The sequence below is a fragment of the Phreatobacter cathodiphilus genome, assembly GCF_003008515.1.
GTDB classification, from domain to species: Bacteria; Pseudomonadota; Alphaproteobacteria; order Rhizobiales; family Phreatobacteraceae; genus Phreatobacter; species Phreatobacter cathodiphilus.
In genome coordinates, this window is the sequence record NZ_CP027668.1 from 2,604,483 (window position 1) to 2,629,924 (window position 25,442).

Below are 25,442 nucleotides of genomic sequence, written 5' to 3' on the forward strand. Positions count from 1 at the left end.
CCCCGGTCCTTCGCTTTAGGTCAAGACAGCGCAACGCGGATTTGCTTGGGTTCGTCAAGTTCACCGCAAGATGCGGCGGCGCATTCGCGCCCCGTTCTCTTCGCTTGACCTTGTTACATGCTCATAACGTGCCGGTCATCCATGTTCGGGTCCTTTTTTCGCGCCCTCGCGCTGGCGTTCGTTCTGGGAAGCGCTGCCGCCTGTACGACCCACGACCGGCTTCCGGCCGTCCCGGGCGACCAGGCCCTCTCCGTCGCTTTCCTCGGCATTCCCGATTCACGGTTTCACCTGACGACGGAGCCCGCGCGATTCCGCGAGGTGTGGCTGGCGGCCGAGCGGCGTCTCGCCCGCAGCCGCGGCCGCCGCCTCGACACGGAGCACATGCTGGCCCTGTCGGGAGGGGGAGACAACGGCGCCTTCGGCGCCGGCATCCTGTATGGCTGGTCCCAGCGCGGCGACAGGCCGGAGTTCGCTCTCGTTACGGGCGTGTCGACGGGCGCCCTGATCGCGCCGTTCGCCTTCCTCGGCCGTGACTATGACGAGCCGTTGAAGGCGGTCTATACCGCGGTCGACCAGACCGACATCGCCGTGCAGCGGCAGGCCCTCGCCGTCCTCACCAGCGACTCGCTGGCCGACACCGCCCCTCTCGCGCGACTGATCGCCCGTCACGTCACCCAGGAGATGATCGACAAGATCGGCAACGAGTACCGGCGCGGGCGGCTCCTCCTGATCGGCACCACCGATCTCGACCTCGGCCAGCCGGTCGTCTGGAACATCGGAGCCATCGCCGCGAGCGGCCATCCCGCTGCGGGGGAGGCAATCCGCAAGGTGCTTCTGGCCTCGGCCTCCATTCCCGCGTTCTTCCCACCCGTTCCCATCGACGTGGAGGTGGGGGGGCAAAGGCGACAGGAACTGCATGTCGACGGCGGCGCCACCACCCAGGCGTTCCTCTATCCCGCCAACGTGCCGCTGCGCGATCTGCCGCGGGATGTGGGCGCCCGTCGCCGCGTCGCCTGGATCATTCGCAACGGCCGGACGCTGGAACGGCCCGTGCAGGTCGAGCGCGGCCTCGTGCCCCTCGCCCAGAGGTCGATCTCGACCATGATCGCCGCCAATTCCATGGGCGACATCTATCGCATGTACCTCGTCAACCGGCGCGACAGCGTCGACTTCAACCTGGCGCACGTGACGAGCCGTTTCACGCTTTCGAACGAAAAGCCGTTCGATCGGACCTACATGAATGCGCTGTTCGAGCACGGCCGCTCCGAAATTCTCCGCAACGCGCCCTGGGCGAAGAAGCCGCCGGGCTTCGAGCCCTAGCCGCTCACCTCGGCTCTCGGCCTCTTCGGCCGCCGGGCCGCTCCGTGACTCGATCGAAGAATGTTCGTCCCATGGCCTTCTCGACCCGGCTCTCGCTCATCCTGGCCGCGGTTCTCGCCGCGCTCCTCAGCACCCTGAGCGCGCTCGCCCTCCTCGCCGCACAGCGTGACCTGGTCGCCCGCCAGCGCAGCGAATTGAACACGGTCGGCGTGTTGCTGCGCACCGCGCTCGATCGCAGCAGCGCCTATGCATTGATCGAGGTCGAGGCGATGGCCCGCCAGAACGAGCTGCGAGAGGCGATGGCGAGTTCGAACGGTCAAGCCGTGCTGGATCGGTTCCGTGAGACCTTCGGCTTCCTGCGCGCCGAGGCCGGATTGGAGATCATGCAGTTCCAGACCGCCGGGTTGCGCACGCTCATCCGGCTGCACGATCCCTCCCGCTCCAACGACGACGTCTCGGCGATCAGGCCGATCGTCGTCGCCGCGAACCGCTCCCGGCGTGGCCAGCGCGGGATCGAGATCGGCCCGACGGGAATCCTGGCGCTGCGTGGCGTTGCGCCGGTCCATCGCGGAGGCGAATTCGTCGGCACGGCCGAGATCGGCTTCGACCTGCGGTCCCTTCTGCAGAGCGTGAAGATCGGAAGCGGCGCGGAGATCGGCATCTTCGTCTCGACCGCGATGACCCAGCACGCCGGAAAGGCCGGCGGGGGCGACGAGGTTCAACTGAAGGATTCGACGGACTCGCGCCTGTTCGCGTCGGTCGCCAATGCGGCCGGCTTCCGCCTCGGCCGCGATTCCGTCCAGTTCGAGGCGACCATCGGCCCGGATCGATGGGGCGTCGTCATCGAACCCTTGCTCGACTTCAGCGGGCGCATGATCGGCGGCATGGTCGGCGCAAAGGACTTTTCCGCGCTCCACGCCGCCTACCGAAGGGACGCGCTGATCTTCGGGTTCGTCGCGCTGGCCGGCGCGATCATCGCCTTCTCCGTCGTCATGGTCTCGCTCCGCGCCTTCATTCTCGGGCCTCTGCAGATGGTCGTGGACTATGCCGAGAAGCTCGAAGCATCCCTCACACCGCCGGAACCGCCGAAACTGGGCGGAGCCCGCGAGCTGCGCCGGGCCCTGACCGCCTTCGACAGCCTCGCGAACCGGCGCGCCGATGCCGCAGACCCGGCCAAGAGCCAGGGAGCTTCGGCGTGACGCCGCGGGCTCTGATGTGCCTCCTCGCGCTTCTGTCGATCGGGCTCGCCGCGCTGGCGACGACGGACCGTCCCGCCCTCGCGCAGGCGGCGCTGCCCGAAGGCGTCGAGCTTCCGGTTCAGGTCCGCCTCGCCGTGCGCGTGCTGAACATCACGCGCTTTCACGAAGTCCTGGGGGAGGTCGGAGCCTCCGTCGAGTTCACGCAGCGATGGTTCGATCCGGCGATCCGCTTCGACCGGGTCGAGCGGGGCAGCGAGCGGATCGATCTGGTCGGACCGGAGGCGGAGGAACGCCTGCGGACCATGTGGTCCCCGGATCTGGTGATCGAGAGCATGATCGGCGTGCCGCGCACCAAGACCGTGTCGCTGTCGCTGTTCCACGACGGCCGTGTCGTGCTGCTGCGCCGGTTCGACGCCGATTTCCGCGTCCAGGTCGCGATGGGAGCCTTTCCGTTCGACCGGCAGGCGCTCACCCTCAGTTTCGTCCCGCCGCGCCACCCGGCGGCGGAGGTGGTCCTGACGACGACCGAGTTCGACCGGCAGTATTCCAGCCTTGCTCCGGTGATCTCGGCGGTGAACTGGATCCCCGTCAGGCTCGGCTTCCGGCAGGACACGTTCTACGGCTGGAACGCCCGCCCCTATTCGCGCCTCACCGTGGCGGCGGAGGTCTGGCGGAACTGGCAGCGCTACGTCCTGCGTGTCTTCGTCCCCTACTTCGCGATCATGTCGCTGTCGCTCTTTCTCCTCTGGGCACCGGAGCGGGTGATCTCCAACACCCAGCGCGCACCGATGGTGTTCTCCTCGCTGCTGGCGCTCGCGGCTCTAAGCTTCACGTTCGAATCGAGCTTTCCCGGCTCCATCTCGATGAACTCGCCCATCGCGACGATGATTTCGATGGGATATTTCTACCTCGTCCTCGTCCTTCTGCTCGACCTGCTGCTCAACCAGCACGGCTCGGCGATCGCCCGGCGCTACCCGGCTCTGCTGATCGAGGCGCGCCGCAATCTGCGCTACACGGTGCCCCTGATCTATTTCGGCATCTGCCTCCTCGTCCTGCTCGCCTCGGGAGATGGCGGCGCGACGCCGTGACCGCGCGGCATGGCCGCGCGGACGGGCTTTGGCGTAGCGGCCGGCCTTAGGCGTCGACGGTAGCGCTCAGGGCGTTGTCCTGGATGAAGGCGCGGCGCGGCTCCACCACGTCGCCCATCAGCTTGACGAAAATGTCGTCGGCCTCGTCGACCTCCTTGACCTTCACCTGCAGCAGGGAGCGGGCGTTGCGGTCGAGGGTGGTCTCCCAGAGCTGCTCGGCGTTCATCTCGCCAAGGCCTTTGTAGCGCTGCAGCTTTATGCCGCTGGCGCCGGCCTCCTTGACCATCTCGAACAGCGAGATCGGTCCGTCGACCTGGGTCTCCTGGGTCTTGCGGCGGAACTTCGCGGGCTTGTCGAAGACGACGCCGAGACGGGCGGAATGCTCGTCGAGCTTGCGCGCCTCCAGCGAGGAGATCAGCGCCGCGTCGAGCATGGCGACCTCGGCGACACCGCGCACGGTGCGCTGGAAGCGGTAGCGCTCGCCGTCGAAATGTCCTTCCCAGCCGCGCTCGATCTCGTCGGAGATGGCGTCGAGCCGCTGGGCGATCTTCACCGCCAGCTCCTGCGCCCGCGCCGGGTCCTTCATGATCTCGGCGTTGAGGGCGCCGGCGATGGCGGCCTGTTCCACCACCGAGGGGCTGTAGCGGGAGTGAACGGCGCCGATCAGGTTCTTCACCTGACGTGCTTCCTCGACGATGGCCGCGAGGTCGGCGCCGGCACAGATCTCGCCGGTGCCGAGCACCAGCAGGCTGTCCTCGAGGCCGCCGTTGACGAGGTAATCGTCCAGGGCGCGCTCGTTCTTGATGTAGGTCTCGCTCTTGCCGCGGCTCACCTTGAACAGCGGCGGCTGGGCGATGAACACGTGGCCGCGCTCGAGGATCTCCGGCATCTGCCGGAAGAAGAAGGTCAGCAGCAGCGTCCGGATGTGCGAGCCGTCGACGTCGGCGTCCGTCATCAGGATGATCTTGTGGTAGCGCAGCTTGTCGATGTTGAACTCGTCGCGGCCGATGCCGGTGCCGAGCGCCATGATCAGCGTGCCGATCATCTCCGACGACAGCATCTTGTCGAAGCGGGCGCGCTCGACGTTGAGGATCTTGCCGCGCAGCGGCAGCACCGCCTGGAAGGCGCGGTCGCGCCCCTGCTTGGCCGAGCCGCCGGCCGAGTCACCCTCGACGATGAAGAGTTCGGACTTGGCGGGATCGCGCTCCTGGCAGTCGGCGAGCTTGCCGGGCAGCGAGGCGACGTCGAGGGCGGTCTTGCGGCGGGTGAGCTCGCGCGCCTTGCGGGCGGCCTCGCGCGCGGCGGCGGCTTCCGCCACCTTCTGCACGATGGTGCGGCCCTCGGCCGGATGCTCCTCGAACCAGGTCGACAAGGCCTCGTTGAGGATGCTCTCCACCACCGGGCGGACTTCCGAGGAGACCAGCTTGTCCTTGGTCTGCGAGGAGAACTTCGGATCCGGCACCTTCACCGAAACGATGGCGGTCAGGCCCTCGCGGCAGTCGTCGCCGGTGAGGTCGACCTTCTCCTTCTTCGTGACGCCCGAGGACTCGGCATAGTTCGTCACCTGCCGGGTCAGCGCGCCGCGGAAGCCGGCGAGATGGGTGCCGCCGTCACGCTGCGGGATGTTGTTGGTGAAGCAGAGGACGTTCTCGTGGTAGCTGTCGTTCCACCACAGGGCAACCTCCACGGTGATGCCGTCGCGCTCCGACTTGAGCATGATCGGGTTCGGCACCAGCGGCGTCTTGTTGCGGTCGAGATAGCGCACGAAGGCCTCGACCCCGCCCTCGTAGAACAGCTCGACGCGCTTCTCCTCGGCGTGGCGCCGGTCGGTCAGAACGATGCGCACGCCCGAATTGAGGAAGGCGAGCTCGCGCAGCCGGTGCTCCAGGGTCGGGAAATCGTATTCCACCATGGTGAAGGTGTCGGTGGAGGCGAGGAAGGTCACCGCCGTGCCGCGCTTGCCGTTCGACGGGCCGATCTCGATCAGCGGGGCGATCGGGTCGCCGTGGCGGAACTCGACGAAATGCTCCTTGCCGGCGCGCCAGATCGACAGCTTCAGCCAGGTGGAGAGGGCGTTGACCACCGAGACGCCGACGCCGTGCAGGCCGCCGGAGACCTTGTAGGAATTCTGGTCGAACTTACCGCCGGCATGGAGCTGGGTCATGATGACCTCGGCCGCGGAGATTCCCTCGGTCGGGTGCAGGTCGGTCGGGATGCCGCGGCCGTTGTCGGTGACCGTCACCGAATTGTCGGCGTTGAGCGTCACGGTGACTTCCGTCGCATGGCCGGCCAACGCCTCGTCGATGGCGTTGTCCACCACCTCGTAGACCATGTGGTGCAGGCCCGAGCCGTCGTCAGTGTCGCCGATATACATGCCGGGCCGCTTGCGCACGGCGTCGAGGCCCTTGAGGACCTTGATGCTGTCGGCGCCGTAATCGGCTTCGTTGATCTCGGTGCGAACAGGTTCGGCCATGAGCCTCGGTCTCTCCTTCAGCAGGCGCGGCGCCGTCCCGGCAGCCGCGCGCGCGATTCGGTCCGGCAGTTTAGCTGGAACGGGTCGGGGTGTCGTCACGCGCACCCGGGCGCGCGGGACTCCCCGACGGGTTCTGATAGTCCCGAAACACGGAGAATGAAAGGCGGCCGCGCCGGCGGCACCGGGGTACGGCAGGTTCAGAATTGTTTAGCGCCTGCATGCTACAGCCGTCCGACCACCGCCTCGGCCCCCCCTAGCCCACGGTCACCGCCCTTGCCCTTCAAGATCCAGCACCTGCAATGGCTCGGCGGCATCCTCGCCGCTGCGGCTTGTCTGGCTCTGGGCGGCATGTCGCTGCGCAGCAACCTCGCCGACCACGAGCGCTACCGCCACGGCGGCGAGCAGCTCGCCCGTTACAACGCCGTGCTCGTCGCCGCCAACGCCGTCTCCGCCGAGCGCGGCCCGGCCAACAGCGCCATGGGCGGCGCGGACGGCGACCGGGCCGCCCTCGCGGCCGCCCTTGCCGCCAAGCGAGCCGACACCGACCGCAAGATTGCCGGCGTCGAGGCGCTTTTTGCCGGCGAACGCGCCGCCGCGGCCGAGGTCCAGCACCTGCAGGCCGAACTCCACCTCAGGCTCGGCCAGGGCCGCGCCGCAGTGGACGCCGTGATTTCAACTCCTCCCGGCCAGCGCGTAGGAAACGACGTCGCCTTCGCCATCGAGATGATGTTCGCCGCCGCCGATGCCGCCATCGCGTTGCGCGACCAGCTCGGCCGCGCCGTCGTCGCCGACACCCCGCAAATCGCCGCCCATGTCGTGCTGAACAACGTCGCGGGCCGGATGCGCGAGGATGCCGGCCGCCTCGGCTCCTACGTCGTCATGCTGCTGACCTCCGACGGCTCCCTGAGGGAGCGGTTCGAGGCCAACATCGCCGAGACCCAGACGAGGCTGCAGGACATGCGCCGCTTCCTCGGCGGCTTCGCCGGCGCCCTGTTCAAGGGCGGCGAGGTCGACGCCGTCGTCGGCACCGTCAACCAGGTCTATTTCGGCGAGGCCCTGCCCTATGCCCGGGCGGTCGCCTCCCTCCAGCCCGCCGCCGCACCCGATGCCGCCACCTTCACCCGCGCCTATGTCCCGGGCATGCGACCTGTGGAGAACCTGCGGGAGCTCATCGCCGAACGGTCGCAGACCACCATCGACCAGCTCCGCGACCAAGCGTCCCGCTTCGTCCTCGCCTCCCTGTTGCTGACGCTGGTCGTCATCATCGCCCTCGCCGTCATCGGCATTGCCTTCCGCGACGGCCTGTTCCTGCCGCTCATCACCGCCCGCCAGCAGATCATCGCCATCGCCCACGGCGACCTGACGGGCCCGCCGGTCATGGCCCATGTCAGCGCCGAGGTGCGCGGCATGTTCGAGGGGCTGGACCTGCTCAGGGCGCAGCAGCGCCGGCGCGTCGAACTGGAAGAGGAGCAGCGGCGTCTCACCGAGCAGTTGCGCCACCTCTCACGCACCGACATGCTGACCGGCCTGCTCAACCGCCGCGCCGTCAACGAGCTGGCCCTCGACAGCCTCGCCTCGGCAGACGCGGAGGCTCGTGCCGTCGGCGTCTTGCTGTTCGACATCGACCATTTCAAGGCCATCAACGACAGCCAGGGCCATGCCGCGGGAGACGCGGTCCTCGCCGCCATCGGCCGTCACCTGGCGCCCGAACTCGACGCGACGGCCCCCTTCGCCCGCTACGGCGGCGAGGAGTTCATCGTGCTGCTGACCGATACGACGGACGCCTTGGCCATGGCGCTCGCCGAAAGACTGCGCCGCGCGCTGTCGCGTCTCTCCGTGCCGGGGGCGCCCCGGATGGTCGTCACCGCCAGTTTCGGTGTCGCGGTGCGCCTGCCGGACGCTGATCAGACGTGGGAGCAGCTGGTGGCCACCGCCGACCAGCGCCTCTACCGCGCCAAGCGCAGCGGCCGGAACCGCACCTGCGGTCCCGACACGCCGGCGCTGGCGGTTCCGGCGGACACCGCGATGACGCTGCGCGCCGCCTCCGGGGGCGGCTAGCCCCCGCGCCGGTCGTCACGCGGCGAGGTGCTTCTCGATCTCGTGGATCGGATGCGAGGTCAGCTCCTTCGGCACCTCGGCGCTCACCTTGTCGCTCACCTCCTTGTGGAAAGCCTTGCGCAGGCTGCCGAGCACCTTCGGCGGCGCCACGACGATCAGCGACTGGTAGCGGCCGGCATGGGCGTGCTTGTAGAGCGTGTCGGCCACCTCGCCGACGAAGCGGTCCTCGGCCAACTGGTGCCAGTCCGTCTCCTCCATGGCGCTGCGATGGGTGCCGGCGCTGGCGAAGGAGCGGCCCGGGCGGTCCGTCCCCTGGTCGCGGGTCGCCGGGTTGTCCTGTTCGAAGATGCGCTCGACCACCAGGTTGACGAGCTCGGCATCGCCCTTGTTGCGCAGGAAGAGGGCCTTGGTTCCGTCGCCGACGAAAACCAGCGCATCGCGCGGAATCCTGATCTCGCTCATGTCGTCTCCTCCATTCGGTCCCTCGACAAACCGTCCGCGGGCACCTTCGTTCCGGCCTGTGACGATCCATCCGGCGCGGCCGGGATGCCCGTCTGCCATAACCGCGCTATCTTTCCGCGCGACTCATCAGGCCCTCCATGCGCTTGATCAAACCGGCGCTCCCCCGCCGGACCTCCGGGAGCCGACATGAACCTCATCACCCGCCGCGCCCTCGTCGCCGCCGCCGGCACCCTCGCCCTCCCCGCCTTCGGCAGTGAGGCCGAGGCGCGCTCCTTCGAGGCCTTCGTCGCCGGCCTCTGGCCCGCCGCCTCGGCCGCCGGGGTGTCGCGCGCCGCCTTCGACCGCGCCTTCGCCGGGGTCCAGCCCAATCCGCGCGTCATCGAGCTGTCGCAGCGCCAGCCGGAATTCCGCCGGACGCTGGGCGACTATGTCGACGTGCGCGCCTCCAACAAGCGCGTCAACAACGGCCGCGCCGCCCTCTCCCAGCACGGCGCCACCTTTTCCGCCGTGCAGAGCCGCTTCGGCGTGCCGGCCGAGATCGTCTGCTCGATCTGGGGCAACGAGACCTCATATGGCACCGCCCGCGGCGAGCACTACGTGATCCAGGCCATGGCGACGCTGGCCGCCGCCGGCCGCCGCGCCGAGTTCTTCCGGCGTGAGCTGATCGCCGCCCTGCGCATCCTGCAGGCGGGCGACACCACGCCGCAGAACATGATCGGCTCCTGGGCAGGCGCCATGGGCCACGTCCAGTTCATGCCGACGAGCTTCCACGCCTTCGCCGTCGACTTCACCGGCGACGGGCGCCGCGACATCTGGACCTCCATCCCCGACGCCATGGGCTCGGCCGCCAACTATCTGCGCCGCAACGGCTGGACGCCGGGCGTGCCCTGGGGCTTCGAGGTCCACGCGCCGGGCCTTCCCGGCAACCGCTCGCAGCGCAGGAGCCTGGACGGCTGGGCTTCGGCGGGCGTGCGCCGCATCGGCGGCGGCCCGATGTCCGGCGGCGCCCAGGCCTCCCTCTGGAAGCCGGCGGGAGAGGGCGGACCCCACCTGCTGGTGACCAGCAACTTCAACGTCATCAAGCGCTACAACAACGCCGATTCCTACGCCCTGGCGGTTGCCCATCTCGGCGACCGCATCAAGGGAGCCGGCCGCTTCTCCAAGCCCTGGCCGCCGGGCGAGGGCGGGCTCACCCATGCCGACCGCGAGGAGATCCAGACCCGTCTCAACCGGCTCGGATTCGACCTCGGCGACGTCGACGGCATCCTCGGCGACAAGTCCAAGGCGGCGGTCCGCACCATGCAGGGGCGCTTCGGCATGGAGCAGACCGGCGAGGCGGACCGCGCCTTCCTGGAACGGCTGCGCCGGGGATGATGCGGATTTTCTGGCACGCCGCTTGAATGCGGCAGCGCCAGACGAGGTGGCGACATGCATCCCCAGACCGTGGCCTTCACCGCCGGCGAGACCGGCGCCTGGCGCATCCTGTCCTGCACGGCGGTGACCGGCCCCGCCCTCGGCGCGGCGCCGCGCCTTGCCGTCACCGCCGCCTCGGCGGCGCCGGAGGGGGTCTGGACGCTCACCGGCGTCACTAGCAACACGCGCTATGCGACCCGCGCCGAAGCCGCCACCCTCGCCGCCCGCCAGGAGGGGCTCGGCAGGCCGGCGGCGACCCGTGCCGCCCTCATTCCGATCCGCAAGTCCGCCGCCTGGTGGGCCCTCGCCCAGGACGAGCGGCGCGCCGTCTTCGAGGAGCGCTCGCACCACACCGCCATCGGCCTGGACTATCTGCCGCAGGTGGCGCGGCGGCTGCACCATTGCCGCGACATCGGCGGCCCCTTCGATTTCCTCACCTGGTTCGAATATGCCCCCGCCGACGCCGAGGCCTTCGAGCACATGGTGTCGCGGCTCCGGGCCACCGAGGAATGGCACTACGTGGAGGCGGAGGTGGACCTGCGCCTGGAGCGCGTCTGAAGCCTCTGGACCCGTGCCGCCGGCCGTGGCTTAACTGTTCGTCAAGCATGCACGTTGTTCCACTGGAGCCTCAGCGGGGGTTCGGGACGTGAGGCGCTTGGCATGATCAGCGGACATTTCTCTCCGGCGGTGTTGACGATGGTCGCCGCCCTCGCAGCAGCGGCTCCGGCGGCGGCCCAGGGAAGCTTCTCCGACTGCCTCCGGGGCCTCGAACAGCAGGCCCGCGCCCGTGGCGTGCTGCCGCAGGTGTTCCAGCAGGCGACCACCGGGCTGACGCCGGACAATTCCATCCTCGCCCTGCTCGACCGGCAGCCGGAATTCTCCCGCCAGCCCTGGGAGTACATCAACGGCCTCGTGGCGGCGAACCGCGTCGCCGAGGGCCGGCGCATGCTGCAGACCCACCGCGCCGCCTTCGACCGGGCCGAGCGCGAGACCGGCGTCGACCGCCACGTCATCGCGGCGATCTGGGGCATCGAGACGAGCTTCGGCAAATCGAAGGGCAATACCAGCGTCGTCAGGGCGACGGCGACCCTCGCCTGCTACGGCCGCCGCCAGGACTTCTTCCGCGGCGAATTCGTCGCCGCCCTGCAGATCATCCATCAGGGCCACGTCTCGCCGGCGAATTTCCGCGGCTCTTGGGCCGGAGCCTTCGGCCACACCCAGTTCATGCCCTCCACCTTCCTGCGCGCCGCCCGCTCCGGCACGGGATCGCAGCGCATCGACCTCCTGGGCTCGGTGCCCGACGCGCTGATGTCGACCGGCAACCTGCTGCGCGCCGAAGGCTGGCAGGCAGGTCAAGGCTGGGGCTACGAAGTGGTCGTGCCGCAGGGGCTCGACTTCACCCTCGCCGGGCGCGACCGGCCGCAGACCATCGCCCAGTGGGAGGCGCGGGGCGTGCGCCGCGTCGGCGGCCGCGCCTTTCCGCGCAAGTCGGACCCGGCCTTCCTGCACCTGCCGGCCGGCGCCCGCGGCCCGGCCTTCCTGATGCTCCCGAACTTCCGGGTCATCATGAAGTACAACAACTCGGAAAACTACGCGATGGCGGTGGGCCATCTCGCCGACCGGCTGCGCGGCGGCGGCGGCTTCGCCCAGGCCTGGCCGACGGCCGAGCGGGCGCTCTCCCAGCAGGAGCGCATCGAGCTGCAGCAGCGCCTCGCCCAGGTGGGGCTCTATACCGGAACCGTCGACGGCAAGCTCGGCGCCGGAACCCGGGAGGCACTGCAGCGCTTTCAGGCCCGCGCCGGCATGCCGGCCGACGGCTTCCCCACCGCCGCCCTGCTCCAGCGGCTGCGCCGCGGCGGCTGAGGCCGGGGACAGAATCCGGCCCCGTCGGTTATTTTACCGTGAATTGCCGCGGGCTTGACCGATTTCGCGCCCCCTGTTGTCCCCGAAATCCCGACCGGTGCTAGACTGGCGTGGTTTCGGACGGAGAGCGGGATGACCGTGGCCGGGTTGCAGCGATTGGTTTTGTGGGCATGCCTCGCCCTGGCGGCGGGCTCCGCCCTGCCGGCGCTCGCTCCCGAGGCCCATGCCCAGTCGTCCTATGTCGACGACCGCTATCCGCATCTCTTCGCCCCGCGCGACCAGCGCCCCCGTATCATCACCGTTCCGCAGGGGTCGCGTCCCTCGGCGCCGCGCGCCGCGCGGCCGTCCGAGTCGGTCCGCCCGCCGCGCGACCAGGCGGCGGCGCCCCCTGCCGCGGCGACTGATCCCGCCGCCCCCGCCGCCGCGCCCTCAGGCCCCACCACCTTCGTCCTCGTCATGGGCGACAATCTCGCGGAATGGCTGGCCTATGGGCTGGAGGAAGCCTTCGAGGACGTCCCCGAGCTGGGGGTGGTGGACAAGACCCGCCTGTCCTCCGGCCTCACCCGGCCCGAATTCCACGACTGGGTGCGCGCCGTGCCGGAGACGCTCGCCGGCCAGGAGAAAGTCGACTTCATCGTCATGATGCTCGGCTCCAACGACCGCCAGTCGATCCGGATCGAGCGCGACTCCATCGATCCCGACAACGAGCGCTGGCGCGGCCTCTATGCCGAGCGGGTCGACCAGGTGATGCAGGCGATGAAGGCGCGCGGCGTGCCGGTCTACTGGGTGGGCGTGCCGCCGCTGCGCGGCCAGCGCACCTCGGCGCACATGCAGCTCCTCAACGCCATCTACAAGGAGCGGGCGGAGAAGAACGGCGTCAACTTCGTCGACGTCTGGAACGGCTTCATCGACGAGCACGGCGCCTATACCCAGTTCGGCCCGGACTTCGCCGGCCAGATCCGCCGCCTGCGCACCGCCGACGGCGTGCATTTCACCGTCGCCGGCGCCCGCAAGCTCGCCCTCTTCCTCGAGCAGGACCTGCGCCGCGACCTGCTCGGGCGGATCACCCCGGCCCTGCCCTCCGGCGGCACGGACCCGGCCGGCCAGCCGCAGGCGGCGCTGCCCGATGCGCCGCTGCCGGTGGCGCCGCGCCCCGCCGCGGGGCCGGTCCTCACCCTGCACGGCACGCCGACCCTGCCCGCCGGTGTCGCCGCCGCCCCGGCCGCATCCGAACCCGCCCAGCTCGCCGGCGCCGCCGGCGCCCGTCCGCCGGCCGGCATCGCCGCCTCGGTCCTGGTGCGCGGCGAGGCGCCGCCCGCCGTCGCCGGCCGGATCGACGACTTCCGCTGGCCCCGCACGCCCGCCCCGGCAGCGCCCGCAGCAGCTCCCGCGGGCGCGCCTCCGGCCCCCCAGGCCCCGCGGCCATAGTCATAAAATTGCGCGGAGATCGGAGATTTTATCCATTTCGACCGGCCTTGCGCGGGGCACGGCAATAAACATGATCCCATCCCGGCCTGCGGGACGTATTGGCGCTTGTGCGGCTCTTTGAAATCTGTCAAATAACGGCTTGAGAAAGGTCAGCATCGCTGCCCTATCCAGAATGACCCCGGAACAGGGGCGTCGGGGAGGACGTGAGGCCCCGAGTTTGCATGCCGGACCGGTTGCGGATGTCCTCCGTCGCCAGTGCCGGCTTCCCGTGTCACGATCGAGGGCACGAACCGCGGCGCGCGCGCCGCAGAACGAGGTGGATGATGAGCACGCAGCGGATTGGTGCGATGTCGGGTGTGGAGATCGGGGCGCGGACGAATCGCGCCACGAAAGCCAATGTGCCCGCCCGCGTCAAAAACCGCACGCGCGCCGTGATCGACCCTGGCCTGCCCGCCGCGCAGGGCCTCTACGACCCGCTGAACGAGAAGGATGCCTGCGGCGTTGGCTTCATCGCCGACATGAAGGGCCGCAAGTCCCACAAGATCGTCCAGGACGGCATCCAGATTCTGCTCAACCTCGAGCATCGCGGCGCGGTGGGCGCCGACCCGCGCGCCGGCGACGGCGCCGGCATGCTGGTGCAGATCCCCGACGCCTTCTTCCGCAAGGAAGCGGCCAAGCTCGGCTTCGACCTGCCCGCGCCCGGCCACTATGCCGTCGGCTTCATCTTCTTCCCGCGCGACCCCGAGGGCCAGGCCATCGTCCGCGAGGCGATCGAGAAGGTCGTCGCCGACGAGGGCCAGGTGCTGCTCGGCTGGCGCGAGGTGCCGACCGACAACTCCTCCCTCGGCGAGAGCGTCAAGCCGACCGAGCCGCTGCACCGGCAGATCTTCATCGCCCGCGGCGCCGACGTCGCCGACGAGGACGAGTTCGAGCGCCGCCTCTTCGTGCTGCGCAAGGTCATCTCGAACCTCGTCTATGACATGAACGACGCGCGCACGAAGGGCTATTACCCCGTCTCGCTGTCGTGCCGGACCATCGTCTACAAGGGCATGTTCCTGGCCGATCAGCTCGGCTCCTATTTCCCCGACCTGCACGACGAGACGTTCGAGAGCGCCATCGCCCTCGTCCACCAGCGCTTCTCGACCAACACCTTCCCCGCCTGGTCGCTCGCCCACCCCTACCGGATGGTCGCGCACAACGGCGAGATCAACACGCTGCGCGGCAACGTCAACTGGATGGCGGCGCGCCAGGCCAGCGTCGATTCCGAGCTCTTCGGCAACGACATCTCCAAGCTCTGGCCGGTCTCCTACGAGGGCCAGTCGGACACCGCCTGCTTCGACAACGCGCTCGAGTTCCTCGTCCAGGGCGGCTACTCGCTCGCCCATGCGGTGATGATGCTGGTGCCCGAGGCCTGGGCCGGCAACAAGAGCATGGATGAGCAGCGCCGCGCCTTCTACGAATACCACGCCGCCATCATGGAGCCCTGGGACGGCCCGGCCTCCATCGCCTTCACCGACGGCCGCCAGATCGGCGCGACGCTCGACCGCAACGGCCTCAGGCCCGCCCGCTGGTTCGTCACCAAGGACGACCGCATCATCATGGCCTCCGAAATGGGCGTGCTGCCCGTTCCGGAGAGCGAGATCGTGCGCAAGTGGCGCCTGCAGCCTGGCAAGATGCTGCTCGTCGACCTCGCCGAGGGCCGCATCATCTCCGACGAGGAGATCAAGGCCCAGCTCGCCGCCTCCAACCCCTACAAGGAGTGGCTGGAGCGCTCGCAGCTCATCCTCGAGGACCTGCCGCCGGTGGAGCCGCGCGCCTCGCGCACCGACGTGCCGCTGCTCGATAAGCAGCAGGCCTTCGGCTACACCCAGGAGGACGTGAAGATCCTGCTGGCGCCCATGGCCACCACCGGCCAGGAGGCCGTGGGCTCGATGGGCACCGACACCCCGATCTCGGCGCTCTCGTCGAAGTCCAAGCTCCTCTACACCTACTTCAAGCAGAACTTCGCCCAGGTGACGAACCCGCCGATCGATCCGATCCGCGAGGAGCTCGTCATGAGCCTCGTCTCCTTCATCGGGCCGCGGCCGAACCTGTTCGACCTCGACGGAACCTCCCGCCGCAAGCGCCTGGAGGTCCGCCAGCCGATCCTCACCAACGAGGATCTGGAGAAGATCCGCTGCATCGGCCACCGCGAGGATTCCTTCGACACGAAGACCCTCGACATCACCTATCCCGCCGCCAAGGGTGCCGCCGGCATGGCGGAGGCGCTGCAGCTCCTCTGCGACCGCGCGGAAGCCGCCGTCCACGGCCGCTACAACATCATCATCCTGTCCGACCGCATGGTCGGCCCGGACCGCATCCCGATCCCGGCGCTGCTCGCCACCGCCGCCGTGCACCACCACCTGATCCGCAAGGGTCTGAGGACCGCCGCCGGCCTCGTCGTCGAGACGGGCGAGGCGCGCGAGGTGCATCACTTCTGCTGCCTCGCCGGCTACGGCGCCGAGGCGATCAACCCCTATCTCGCCTTCGAGACCATGGAGGAGCTGCACGAGAAGGGTGAGCTGCCTCCGGAAGTCGACGCTCACGAGGTGGTCAAGCGCTTCATCAAGTCCATCGGCAAGGGCATCATGAAGGTGATGTCCAAGATGGGCATCTCGACCTACCAGTCCTATTGCGGCGCGCAGATCTTCGACGCCGTCGGCCTCGCCGACGACTTCGTCGCCAAGTACTTCACCGGCACCGCCACCCGCATCGGCGGCGTCGGCCTGCCGGAGGTCGCCGAGGAGACGGTCTCGCGCCACACCGCGGCCTTCTCCGATGATCCGACGCTGAAGGCCAACCTCGAGGTCGGCGGCGAATATGCCTACCGCATCCGCGGCGAGGACCACGTCTGGTCGCCGGAGACGGTGGCGGCGCTCCAGCACGCGGTGCGCGGCAACAGCCAGGACCGCTACCGCGAGTTCGCCCGCCTCATCAACGAGCAGACCTCGCGGCTTCAGACGATCCGCGGCCTGTTCCGCATCAAGACCGCCGAGGAGGTGGGCCGCGTGCCCGTGCCCCTCGACGAGGTCGAGCCGGCCGCCGCCATCGTCAAGCGCTTCGCCACCGGGGCCATGTCCTACGGCTCCATCTCGCGCGAGGCCCACACCACCCTGGCGCTCGCCATGAACGCCATCGGCGCCAAGTCCAACACGGGCGAGGGCGGCGAGGAGGCCGAGCGCTTCCAGCCCTTGCCGGACGGGCGCTCCATGCGCTCGGCCATCAAGCAGGTCGCCTCCGGCCGCTTCGGCGTCACGACGGAATATCTCGTCAATTCCGACATGATGCAGATCAAGATGGCCCAGGGCGCCAAGCCCGGCGAGGGCGGCCAGTTGCCCGGCCACAAGGTCGACGCGGTCATCGCCAAGGTGCGCCACTCGACGCCGGGCGTCGGCCTCATCTCGCCGCCGCCGCACCACGACATCTATTCGATCGAGGACCTGGCGCAGCTCATCTACGACCTGAAGAACGTCAACCCGCGCGCCGACGTCTCGGTGAAGCTCGTCTCCGAGGTCGGCGTCGGCACGGTCGCCGCCGGCGTCGCCAAGGCGCGCGCCGACCACGTGACGATCTCCGGCTTCGAGGGCGGCACCGGCGCCTCGCCGCTGACCTCCATCAAGCACACCGGCTCGCCGTGGGAGATCGGCCTCGCCGAGACCCACCAGACCCTGGTGCTGAACCGCCTGCGCTCGCGCATCGCGGTGCAGGTGGACGGCGGCCTGAGGACCGGCCGCGACGTCGTCATCGGCGCCCTGCTCGGCGCCGACGAGTTCGGCTTCGCCACCGCGCCGCTCATCGCCACCGGCTGCATCATGATGAGGAAGTGCCACCTCAACACCTGCCCGGTGGGCGTCGCCACCCAGGACCCGGTGCTGCGCAAGCGCTTCAAGGGCCAGCCCGAGCACGTCATCAACTACTTCTTCTTCGTCGCCGAGGAAGTGCGCGAGCTGATGGCCTCCATGGGCTACCGCAGCATCGACGAGATGGTCGGCCAGATGCAGATGCTCGACCGCCGCGAGGCGATCGACCACTGGAAGGCCAAGGGGCTCGACTTCTCGCGCCTCTTCCACAAGCCGGACGTGCCGGCCGAGGTCGGCGTCTTCCACTCGGAGACGCAGGACCACCACCTCGAGGCGGTTCTCGACCGCAAGCTCATCGCCGAGGCCATGCCGGCCCTCACCGAGGGCAAGCCTGTGGTCATCGAGACCGCCATCGGCAGCGTCAACCGCTCGGTCGGCGCCATGCTGTCGGGCGAGGTCGCCACGCGCTTCGGCCATGCCGGGCTCGCCGACGACTCGATCCACGTGAAGCTGAAGGGCACCGCCGGGCAGAGCTTCGGCGCCTGGGTCACCCGCGGCGTCACGCTAGAGCTCGAGGGCGAGGCCAACGACTATGTCGGCAAGGGCCTCTCGGGCGGTCGGCTCATCGTCTATCCCTCGGCCGAGGCCACCAGCCTCGACGTCGACAACTCGATCATCGTCGGCAACACCGTGCTCTACGGCGCCATCGAGGGCGAGTGCTACTTCCGCGGCATCGCCGGCGAGCGCTTCGCCGTGCGCAATTCCGGCGCCATCGCGGTGGTGGAGGGCACGGGCGACCACGGCTGCGAATACATGACCGGGGGCGTCGTGGTCGTGCTCGGCCAGACCGGCCGCAACTTCGCGGCCGGCATGTCCGGCGGCATCGCCTATGTGCTGGACGAGGAGGGCGACTTCGCCCGCCGCTGCAACATGGCCATGGTCGAGCTGGAGCCGGTGCCGGAGGAGGACGACCTCCTGTCGCGCGTCTATCACCAGACCGGCGGGCTCGACAGCCACGGCCGCGTCGACGTGATGAGCGACATGAGCCGGTTCGACGCCGAGCGCCTGCACCAGCTCATCGCCAACCACGCCCGCTACACCGGCTCCCGGCGCGCCCGGGACATCCTCGACCGCTGGTCGGAGATGCTGCCCAAATTCAGGAAGGTGATGCCGGTCGAATACCGCCGCGCCCTTCAGGAAATGGAACAGGCCCAGCGTCCGCTCGCGCTGGCAGGAGAATAAGACAATGGGGAAGGTAACCGGCTTTCTGGAGATCGACCGTCAGGACCGGCGCTATGCGCCGGCCGGCGACCGCATCCGCCACTACCGTGAATTCGTCATCCCGCTGAGCGAGGAAGGCACCCGCAACCAGGCGGCGCGCTGCATGAACTGCGGCATTCCGTTCTGTCACAACGGCTGCCCGGTCAACAACCAGATCCCCGACTGGAACGACCTCGTCTACAACGGCGGCTGGCGCGAGGCCTCCATCAACCTGCACTCGACCAACAACTTCCCCGAATTCACCGGCCGCATCTGCCCCGCCCCCTGCGAGGCCGCCTGCACCCTGAACATCGAGGACACGCCGGTCACCATCAAGACGATCGAATGCGCCATCGTCGACCGCGCCTGGAACGAGGGCTGGATCACGCCGGAGCCGTCGAAGACGCGTTCGGGCAAGAAGGTCGCGGTGGTCGGCTCCGGCCCCGCCGGCCTCGCCGCGGCCCAGCAGCTCGCCCGCGCCGGCCACGACGTCCACGTCTACGAGAAGTTCGCCAAGGCCGGTGGCCTGCTGCGCTACGGCATCCCCGACTTCAAGATGGAGAAGCGGCTCATCGACCGCCGCATCCACCAGATGGAGGCCGAGGGCGTCACCTTCCACTACAACGAGCATATCGGCGTCACCCGCCCGGTGGAGGAGCTCACCGCCACCTATGACGCGGTGCTGCTCACCGGCGGTTCGGAGAAGCCGCGCGACCTGCCGATCCCCGGCCGCGACCTCGAGGGCGTCCATTTCGCCATGGACTTCCTGCCGCAGCAGAACCGCCGCGTCTCCGGCGAGCCCATCGGCACCAACGAGCCGATCCTCGCCTCCGGCAAGCACGTCGTCGTCATCGGCGGCGGCGACACCGGCTCCGACTGCATCGGCACCTCGGTGCGCCAGGGCGCCCTCTCGGTCACCCAGCTCGAGATCATGCCGAAGCCGCCGGAGAAGGAGAACAAGGCTCTCGTCTGGCCGCTCTGGCCGCTGAAGCTGCGCACCTCCTCCAGCCACGAGGAAGGCGCCGAGCGCGACTTCGCCGTGATGAGCACGGAGTTCACCGGCCAGAACGGCCGGGTGAAGAGCCTGAAATGCGTCCGCGTCGACGAGAAGATGCAGCCGATCGCCGGCTCCGAGTTTGAGCTCAAGGCCGACCTCGTCCTGCTCGCCATGGGCTTCGTCAACCCGGTCCACGAGGGCATGGTCGAGAGCCTCGGCGTGAAGCTCGACGCCCGCAAGAACGTCGCGGCCAACACCAACGACTACCGGACCTCGGTGGACAAGGTCTATGCAGCCGGCGACATGCGCCGCGGCCAGAGCCTGGTCGTCTGGGCGATCCGCGAGGGTCGTCAGGCCGCCCACGCCATCGACAAGGACCTCGTCGGCGTCACCACCCTGCCGCGCTGAGCGGCGGGGACGGCTCGACGGTCCTGTCCGTCTGAATGCCCCGTGGAGCCAGATCCCGAAGGATCCCCACCCTTACCCTCCCCGCTACGCGGGGAGGGAGACCTCTGCCTCGCGCCTTCTCTGAGGGGTCGAGCCTGGCCCAGCTGCCAAGCGCTCTCTTCGGCTGGGCGAGCCTCCTGATCTGACGTCAAGCCGCGACATCATGGTCTCCCTCCCCTCGCCAGAGGGAAGGGTGCGGGTGGGGCATTTGGTTCGCCCTCCAGCAGAAGACCCATTGGGGGTCGGCTGCGCCGTTTCCTCCACCGTCATGCCTGGGTTCATCCCGGGCATGACGCGGAAAGGGCGGCATTCCGTTCCGGCGGTCGAGCGCCCCACGATCCTCACCTCTCCCCACACCCCGCTCATGCGCCCTTCCCCCTTGCGGCGGAAGGCCTGACCGGCTTGTGATGGGTCAGCATCTCATCGACATCCGGAGCCCTGCATGTTCTTCGCCAGCGACAACGGCCTCGGCGCCTCCGACAAGGTCATGCAGGCGATCGCCGCCGCCAACGGCGGGGCGCGCCTCGGCTACGGCAACGACGACGCGACCAAGGCCGTGGTGCAGAAGCTCTGCGACCTCTTCGAGCGCGATGTCGGCGTCTACATGGTCGCCACCGGCACGGCGGCCAACGGCCTCGCCCTCTCCACGTTGACCCCGCCCTGGGGCATCGTGCTCTGCCACGAGGAGAGCCACGTCATCGAGGACGAGTGCTGCGGGCCGGAGTTCTTCACCGGCGGCGCCAAGCTCGTCGGCATTCCCGGCCGCGGCGCCAAGATCACCGCGCAGGCGCTGGAGGCCGCGATCGCCGGCCTCGGCCGCCGCGTGCCGCACAACGCGCCGATCCACGCCCTCTCCATCACCCAGTCGACCGAGCTCGGCCAGGTCTATTCCGTCGCCGAGGTGACGGCGCTCTCATCCATCGCCAAGAGCCACGGCCTCGGCGTCCACATGGACGGCGCGCGTTTCGCCAATGCCGTGGCCGCCCTCGGCTGCTCGCCGGCCGAGATCACCTGGAAGGCCGGCGTCGACGTGCTCTCCTTCGGCACCACCAAGGGCGGCGGCCTCGCCTGCGAGGCGCTGATCTATTTCGATCCCGCGAAGAGCGCCGAAATGGTCCGCCGCCGCATGCGCGCCGGCCATCTCCTCTCCAAGCACCGCTTCCTCGCCGCCCAGATGGAGGCCTTCCTCGACGGCGGCCACTGGCTCGACCTCGCCCGCGACGCCAACCGCGCCGCGGCGCGCCTCGCCGATGGGCTCGCCGCCATTCCCGGCATCCGCCTGCCGCTGAAGCCCGAGGCCAACGGTCTCTTCCCCATCTTCCGGCAGGAGATCGTCGACGCGCTGAAGGCCGAGGGCGCCGCCTTCTATCCCTGGCCGGACAAGGGCCTGCCGGAGGCCGAGCGCGCCCGCCCGGGCGAGGTCATGATGCGCCTCGTCACCTCCTTCGCCACGCGGGACGAGGACATCGACCGCTTCCTCGCGGTGGCGGCCCGCGCCGCCGCCCCCCTCGCGGCGGAGTGAGCGCAACCGACAAGAAGCGACACGCGCCCGCCCTGAAATCGCCGTTCTCCTTGCCGAAACCTTATGCTCGGGGCTCGAGGGGGAAGAAGGACACGATCGCGTGCGCCATTCACTGTTCATGACGGCGGCGGCCGCCGCCCTCGCCACCGGTCTCGGCCAGGCTTCCGCGGGACCGCTCGCCGCGGGGATCGCCGCCGCGCCCGCTCCCGCCGCCGCCGTCCAGGTGCAATACTGGGGCGGCTGGGGCCCGCCGCGCGTCTACGACTACGACGACGAGCCGCCGGTCTATCGCCGCCGCTACGTCGTGCCGGAGGTCGAGGACGTCCTGCCGGCCTCCGAAGCCATCGCCATCGCCCGGTCCATGGGCTACCGCGCCATCAGCCGGCCGCGCCTCGCCGGCCGTGTCTGGGTCGTCGAGACCGTGGGTGGCGCCGGCCAGCGCGCCCGCGTCACCATCCACGCCTATACCGGCGCGCCCATCAACATCCGCGAGCTGGAGCCCGGCGGCCAGCGCTTCCCCACCCCGCCCGTCTGGTCCGACGAGCGGCCGAGCTTCGGCGACGCCCCGCGCCCGCCGCTCCAGCGCGAGGGCCGGCTCGATCCCGACGGCCTCGAGCGTCCGGAGCGCCCGGCCCGCCCGGCGCCCAACATCACCGCCCGCGTCGTGCCGGTGCCGACGCCGCGACCGAACATCGACGGCGACCTGACGCCGCGCCCGCAGGTGGTCCCGCCGGTGCCGCCGGTGGCCCAGCCTCCCGCCGCCGAGACGCCAGCCGCGCCGCCGCCGGCGGCGAGCCTGCCGCGCCGTGTCGATCCGCCGGCGGCCCCGCCCTCGCCGCTGAGCGTCCAGCCGACCCAGCCCTTCACGCCGCCTGCCGCCACCCCGCCGCAGGCGGAGCAGCCGGCACCCGAGCCGCCGACCGCGGCGCTACCGCCTCAGGCCGAGCCCCCGGCGCCCACGCCCCCTGCCCCGCAGGTGGGGCCGGCTCCGCCCGCCGTCGCCGCGCCCGAGGCCCCGGCCCCGGACGCTCCCGCCCCGGCCGCCTCTCTCCCGCAGGCCGTGCCCGATCCGATGCCGGCCGCCCCGGCGGCTCCCACCGTGGACCCCTCGGCCGTGCCGTCCGTTCCGGCCGAGCCGCAGCGCAGCGAGACTGCTCCCTCCGCCGAAACCGCGCAGAAGCCCGGCGAGAGCGAGGGCGTGCTGATCGACGGCCGTTTCCTCGGCCCCAACGGCGAACAATTGCCGCCCACCGGCGGCCCGGCCGCCACCCCCGGCGTGCGCCAGGTGACGCCCCCGTCGTCGAACTGACGATCCCGACGTCCCGCCCCACGACGAAACGCCCCGGTGATGCCTCACCGGGGCGTTCGTGCATCTCAGGAGGGGCCGTTGGAGGGCGGCCCTGCCGTCATTCCGATGCGGGTCAGGCGGCCTGGCGGTTCGCCGAGCTCTCGATCACCCGCGGCGCGGCGCCGCCGTTGATCGGGATCTGCCGGGGCTTCATGGCCTCCGGAATCTCGCGGACGAGATCGACGTGAAGCAGGCCGTGGTCGAGGGCGGCGCCCTTCACCGAGACGTGGTCGGCGAGCTGGAAGCGGCGCTCGAAGGCGCGCGCGGCGATGCCCTGGTGGAGATAGTCGGGCTTCGCCTCGGCCTCGCCGGCCGTCTTCTCGCCGCGGATGGTCAGCGCCTGCTCCTTGACCTCGATGGAGAGGTCCTTGTCGGTGAAGCCGGCGACCGCGACGGTGATGCGATAGGCGTTCTCGCCCGTGCGCTCGATGTTGTAGGGCGGATAGGTCGGCGAGGGAGCCTCGAGGCCGGACGCCTGGTCCAGCATGGAGAAGAGGCGGTCGAAACCGACGGTCGAGCGATAGAGCGGAGCAAGATCGAAGCTGCGCATGGGATGTCCTCCTTCAAGCGACACCAGAGTTGCGGCCCGCCGGCACGGCCGGGCCTGTCGTGACGTGCAGCCGCGTCGGGCCTGCACGAGACCAGAGTTAGGAACGCTATTCGGGCCGCGCAAGAGGGCCTGCGGCAAGCTTCACCGGATGAAGATCGGGTGAATGGAGGCTTCCGGGGCGGTTCAGCCGCCGGCGCGCAATCTCTCCCCAAGATGGCCGTGGCCTCATTCCACGGCAGACCGGGATCGGGACAGACCCGCATGGCCCAGATGACCTCCACCTTCGCCTCGGGCGCGCTGCGCCTCTCGGGCCGCGCGCCGCGCGCCACCTTCCTGCCGGGCCTCGCCCTCGGGGCGCTCGCCGGCTCCGTCGGCATGGCGCTCCTTGTCGCCGTGATCGCCTGCACCAGCGGCCACGCGCGGGCCGAGGCGACCCTCTCGGCGGGCGACGTGACGGGCCGGCTCTCCGCCCGCGGCTATGCCGTCAGCGAGCCGCCGGTGCGGCGCGGCAGCACCTATCTCGCCCATGGCAGCGACAAGCACGGCCAGCGGCTGCGGCTGGTGATGGACGCCCGCAACGGCGAGATCATCGGCCTCAGGGTGATCGGCGAACGCCGTGCGCCGCGCCGCGCCGCGTCCTGGCGGGCCTGGACGGAACGGGCGGCGACCGCATCCGCGCCGCAGTGATCCGCCCGCAACATCGACGTTGCGGAAGCGGCCCGATTGCCGAACAATTGCGGCAACGACAACAGAGGAGATCCCCGTGAGACGGCTCGTCCTTGCCATGGCAGCCCTGGCTGCCGCGCCGGCCCTTGCCGGGGCCATGCCGCTTGCCCCGCTCCCGCCCGTCGGGTCGGGCTATGTGGTGCCGGTCCAGGGCTGTGGCCCGCCCGTGCGCGGCGTCTACACCGACGCGCTGAGCGGCGTGCAGACCGAATACTGGCGGCCCCGCCCCTGCCCGCCCGGATACGGTCGCGGCGGCTGGGACGAGGGGCCGCGCCGCGGCTGGCGCGACGATGGCGGCTATCGCCCCCCGCCGCGCCGGTCCTACGACGACGGCGGCTACCGCCCGCGCCGTCCGCCGGCACCCGGCTGGGAGCGCGATCCCTATACCGGCCGCGACATGCGCATCCTGCGCTGAACCGCATCCGTTCAGGCGATGTTAGCGCGGCGGGGGCATGGTGATGCTCCCGCTTCGTCATTTGCGAGCCCTCGTTCCCGATGGATCTGGTAGCGCTGCCCGACAGGCCGGTTCCCGCGGGCGTGCGGGCCGGCACCCTCACCACCACGGACCGCGTGCCCATCCGCTACGCGCGCTGGGAGGCGACGGGGGCGCCGCGGCGCGGCACGGTGGTCATCTGCCAGGGCCGGGCCGAGTTCATCGAGAAATATTTCGAGGTGGTGGACGAGTTGCGCGAGCGCGGCTTCGGCGTCCTCGCCTTCGACTGGCGCGGCCAGGGCGGCTCCGGGCGTCTCCTCGCCGACGGGCGCAAGGGCCATATCCGCCGCTTTTCCGACTATCAGATCGACCTCGAGGCGGTCATGGCGATCGTCGGCCTGCCCGATTGCCGGCCGCCCTTCTACGCCCTCGGCCACAGCATGGGCGGCGCCATCCTCATCGAGGCCGCCCATGACGGCCGCACCTGGTTCGACCGCATGGTGCTGGCCGCGCCCATGGTGGCGCTCGCCCAGGTGAAGCGGCCGGGCCTCATCCGCCCCGTTCTGGCGGCCCTCAGCCTCGCCGGGCTCGGCGGCGGAATCGTTCCCGGCGGCTCGGCCCGACCCGTGGCGCTGAAGCCCTTCGAGGGCAACCCCGTCACCTCGGACCCGGTGCGCTATGCCCGTGTCGCCGCCTATGCCGAGGCCGATGCGAGGCTCGGCCTCGGCGCGCCGACCGTCGCCTGGGTCCGCGAGGCCCTCGCCGTCACCGGGCGTTTCGCCCATCCGCTCTATACCCGCGGCATGCGCCAGCCCATGCTGATCATCGGTGCTGCCCGCGACCCCCTCGTCGACACGCCTGCCGTGGAGGACTTCGCCCACCGGCTGAAGACCGGCGGCGTGGTGGTGGTTCCCGGCGCGCTGCACGAGCTGATGCAGGAGCGCGACGAGATCCGCAGCCAGTTCTGGGCCGCCTTCGACGCCTTCGTGCCCGGCGAGATGCCGTTCCTCTGACGC

General features: G+C 70.0%; 18 protein-coding genes. 15 read left to right on the top strand and 3 right to left on the bottom strand.

Annotated features, from left to right (window positions below; all coding sequences use genetic code 11):
• The first annotated feature begins 141 nt into the window (after positions 1-141).
• The 3 genes from C6569_RS12665 (at position 142) to C6569_RS12675 (ending at position 3,607) form a co-directional block, all read left to right on the top strand.
• Positions 142-1,320: a patatin-like phospholipase family protein gene (locus C6569_RS12665; protein ID WP_181313739.1), complete on the top strand. Its 1,179-nt coding sequence runs from the start codon at positions 142-144 to the stop codon at positions 1,318-1,320.
• A 71-nt stretch (positions 1,321-1,391) separates the two neighbouring features.
• On the top strand, positions 1,392-2,519 hold the full coding sequence (locus tag C6569_RS12670) for a cache domain-containing protein (protein WP_106749193.1): 1,128 nt from the start codon (positions 1,392-1,394) through the stop codon (positions 2,517-2,519).
• A complete protein-coding gene (locus C6569_RS12675) occupies positions 2,516-3,607 on the top strand; it encodes a ligand-gated ion channel (RefSeq protein ID WP_181313740.1) in 1,092 nt (363 codons plus the stop codon). The genes C6569_RS12670 and C6569_RS12675 overlap by 4 nt, the downstream gene beginning before the upstream one ends.
• 46 nt (positions 3,608-3,653) lie before the next feature.
• Here the strand turns inward: C6569_RS12675 and gyrB are convergent, their stop codons facing one another.
• Positions 3,654-6,080, bottom strand: coding sequence for a DNA topoisomerase (ATP-hydrolyzing) subunit B (gene gyrB / locus C6569_RS12680; protein WP_106749194.1), 2,427 nt, complete (start codon positions 6,078-6,080; stop codon positions 3,654-3,656).
• A 273-nt stretch (positions 6,081-6,353) separates the two neighbouring features.
• Here gyrB and C6569_RS12685 point away from each other — a divergent pair, with 273 nt between their 5' ends.
• Positions 6,354-8,138 (top strand): GGDEF domain-containing protein, encoded by a 1,785-nt coding sequence (locus C6569_RS12685; protein ID WP_106749195.1) that lies wholly within the window; start codon positions 6,354-6,356, stop codon positions 8,136-8,138.
• Between the two features lie 15 nt (positions 8,139-8,153).
• On the opposite strand, the gene C6569_RS12690 is transcribed toward C6569_RS12685, so the two are convergent.
• A complete protein-coding gene (locus tag C6569_RS12690; RefSeq protein WP_106749196.1) occupies positions 8,154-8,600 on the bottom strand; it encodes a baeRF12 domain-containing protein in 447 nt (148 codons plus the stop codon).
• Positions 8,601-8,786: 186 nt separating this feature from the next.
• Between C6569_RS12690 and C6569_RS12695 the strand changes: the two genes are divergently transcribed.
• The 8 genes from C6569_RS12695 to C6569_RS22410 all read left to right on the top strand — a co-directional run bounded on the left by C6569_RS12695 (position 8,787) and on the right by C6569_RS22410 (position 22,678).
• On the top strand, positions 8,787-9,974 hold the full coding sequence (locus C6569_RS12695; RefSeq protein ID WP_106749197.1) for a lytic murein transglycosylase: 1,188 nt from the start codon (positions 8,787-8,789) through the stop codon (positions 9,972-9,974).
• A gap of 54 nt (positions 9,975-10,028) precedes the next feature.
• Positions 10,029-10,571 (top strand): chlorite dismutase family protein, encoded by a 543-nt coding sequence (locus C6569_RS12700; protein WP_106749198.1) that lies wholly within the window; start codon positions 10,029-10,031, stop codon positions 10,569-10,571.
• Between the two features lie 102 nt (positions 10,572-10,673).
• On the top strand, positions 10,674-11,876 hold the full coding sequence (locus C6569_RS12705; protein WP_106749199.1) for a lytic murein transglycosylase: 1,203 nt from the start codon (positions 10,674-10,676) through the stop codon (positions 11,874-11,876).
• Positions 11,877-12,008: 132 nt separating this feature from the next.
• Positions 12,009-13,304, top strand: a complete 1,296-nt coding sequence (locus tag C6569_RS12710) for an SGNH/GDSL hydrolase family protein (protein ID WP_106749200.1) — start codon at positions 12,009-12,011, stop codon at positions 13,302-13,304.
• A 320-nt stretch (positions 13,305-13,624) separates the two neighbouring features.
• Positions 13,625-18,385, top strand: coding sequence for a glutamate synthase large subunit (gltB, locus tag C6569_RS12715; RefSeq protein WP_425440673.1), 4,761 nt, complete (start codon positions 13,625-13,627; stop codon positions 18,383-18,385).
• A gap of 4 nt (positions 18,386-18,389) precedes the next feature.
• Positions 18,390-19,808, top strand: a complete 1,419-nt coding sequence (locus tag C6569_RS12720) for a glutamate synthase subunit beta (RefSeq protein ID WP_106749202.1) — start codon at positions 18,390-18,392, stop codon at positions 19,806-19,808.
• Between the two features lie 481 nt (positions 19,809-20,289).
• A complete protein-coding gene (locus C6569_RS12725; protein WP_106749203.1) occupies positions 20,290-21,369 on the top strand; it encodes a threonine aldolase family protein in 1,080 nt (359 codons plus the stop codon).
• 100 nt (positions 21,370-21,469) lie between these two features.
• Entirely contained in the window at positions 21,470-22,678 is a 1,209-nt protein-coding gene (locus C6569_RS22410) for a PepSY domain-containing protein (RefSeq protein WP_106749204.1), read from the top strand.
• A 112-nt stretch (positions 22,679-22,790) separates the two neighbouring features.
• Here the strand turns inward: C6569_RS22410 and C6569_RS12735 are convergent, their stop codons facing one another.
• On the bottom strand, positions 22,791-23,267 hold the full coding sequence (locus C6569_RS12735) for an Hsp20 family protein (protein ID WP_106749205.1): 477 nt from the start codon (positions 23,265-23,267) through the stop codon (positions 22,791-22,793).
• 261 nt (positions 23,268-23,528) lie between these two features.
• On the opposite strand from C6569_RS12735, the gene C6569_RS12740 reads away from it, so the two are divergent.
• The 3 genes from C6569_RS12740 (at position 23,529) to C6569_RS12750 (ending at position 25,439) form a co-directional block, all read left to right on the top strand.
• Positions 23,529-23,954, top strand: coding sequence for a hypothetical protein (locus tag C6569_RS12740; RefSeq protein ID WP_106749206.1), 426 nt, complete (start codon positions 23,529-23,531; stop codon positions 23,952-23,954).
• Positions 23,955-24,030: 76 nt separating this feature from the next.
• Positions 24,031-24,408 (top strand): hypothetical protein, encoded by a 378-nt coding sequence (locus tag C6569_RS12745; RefSeq protein WP_146144796.1) that lies wholly within the window; start codon positions 24,031-24,033, stop codon positions 24,406-24,408.
• 80 nt (positions 24,409-24,488) lie between these two features.
• The gene (locus C6569_RS12750; protein ID WP_106749208.1) at positions 24,489-25,439 is read left to right on the top strand and encodes an alpha/beta fold hydrolase; all 951 of its coding nucleotides are present in this window, start codon (positions 24,489-24,491) and stop codon (positions 25,437-25,439) included.
• Positions 25,440-25,442: the final 3 nt, after the last annotated feature.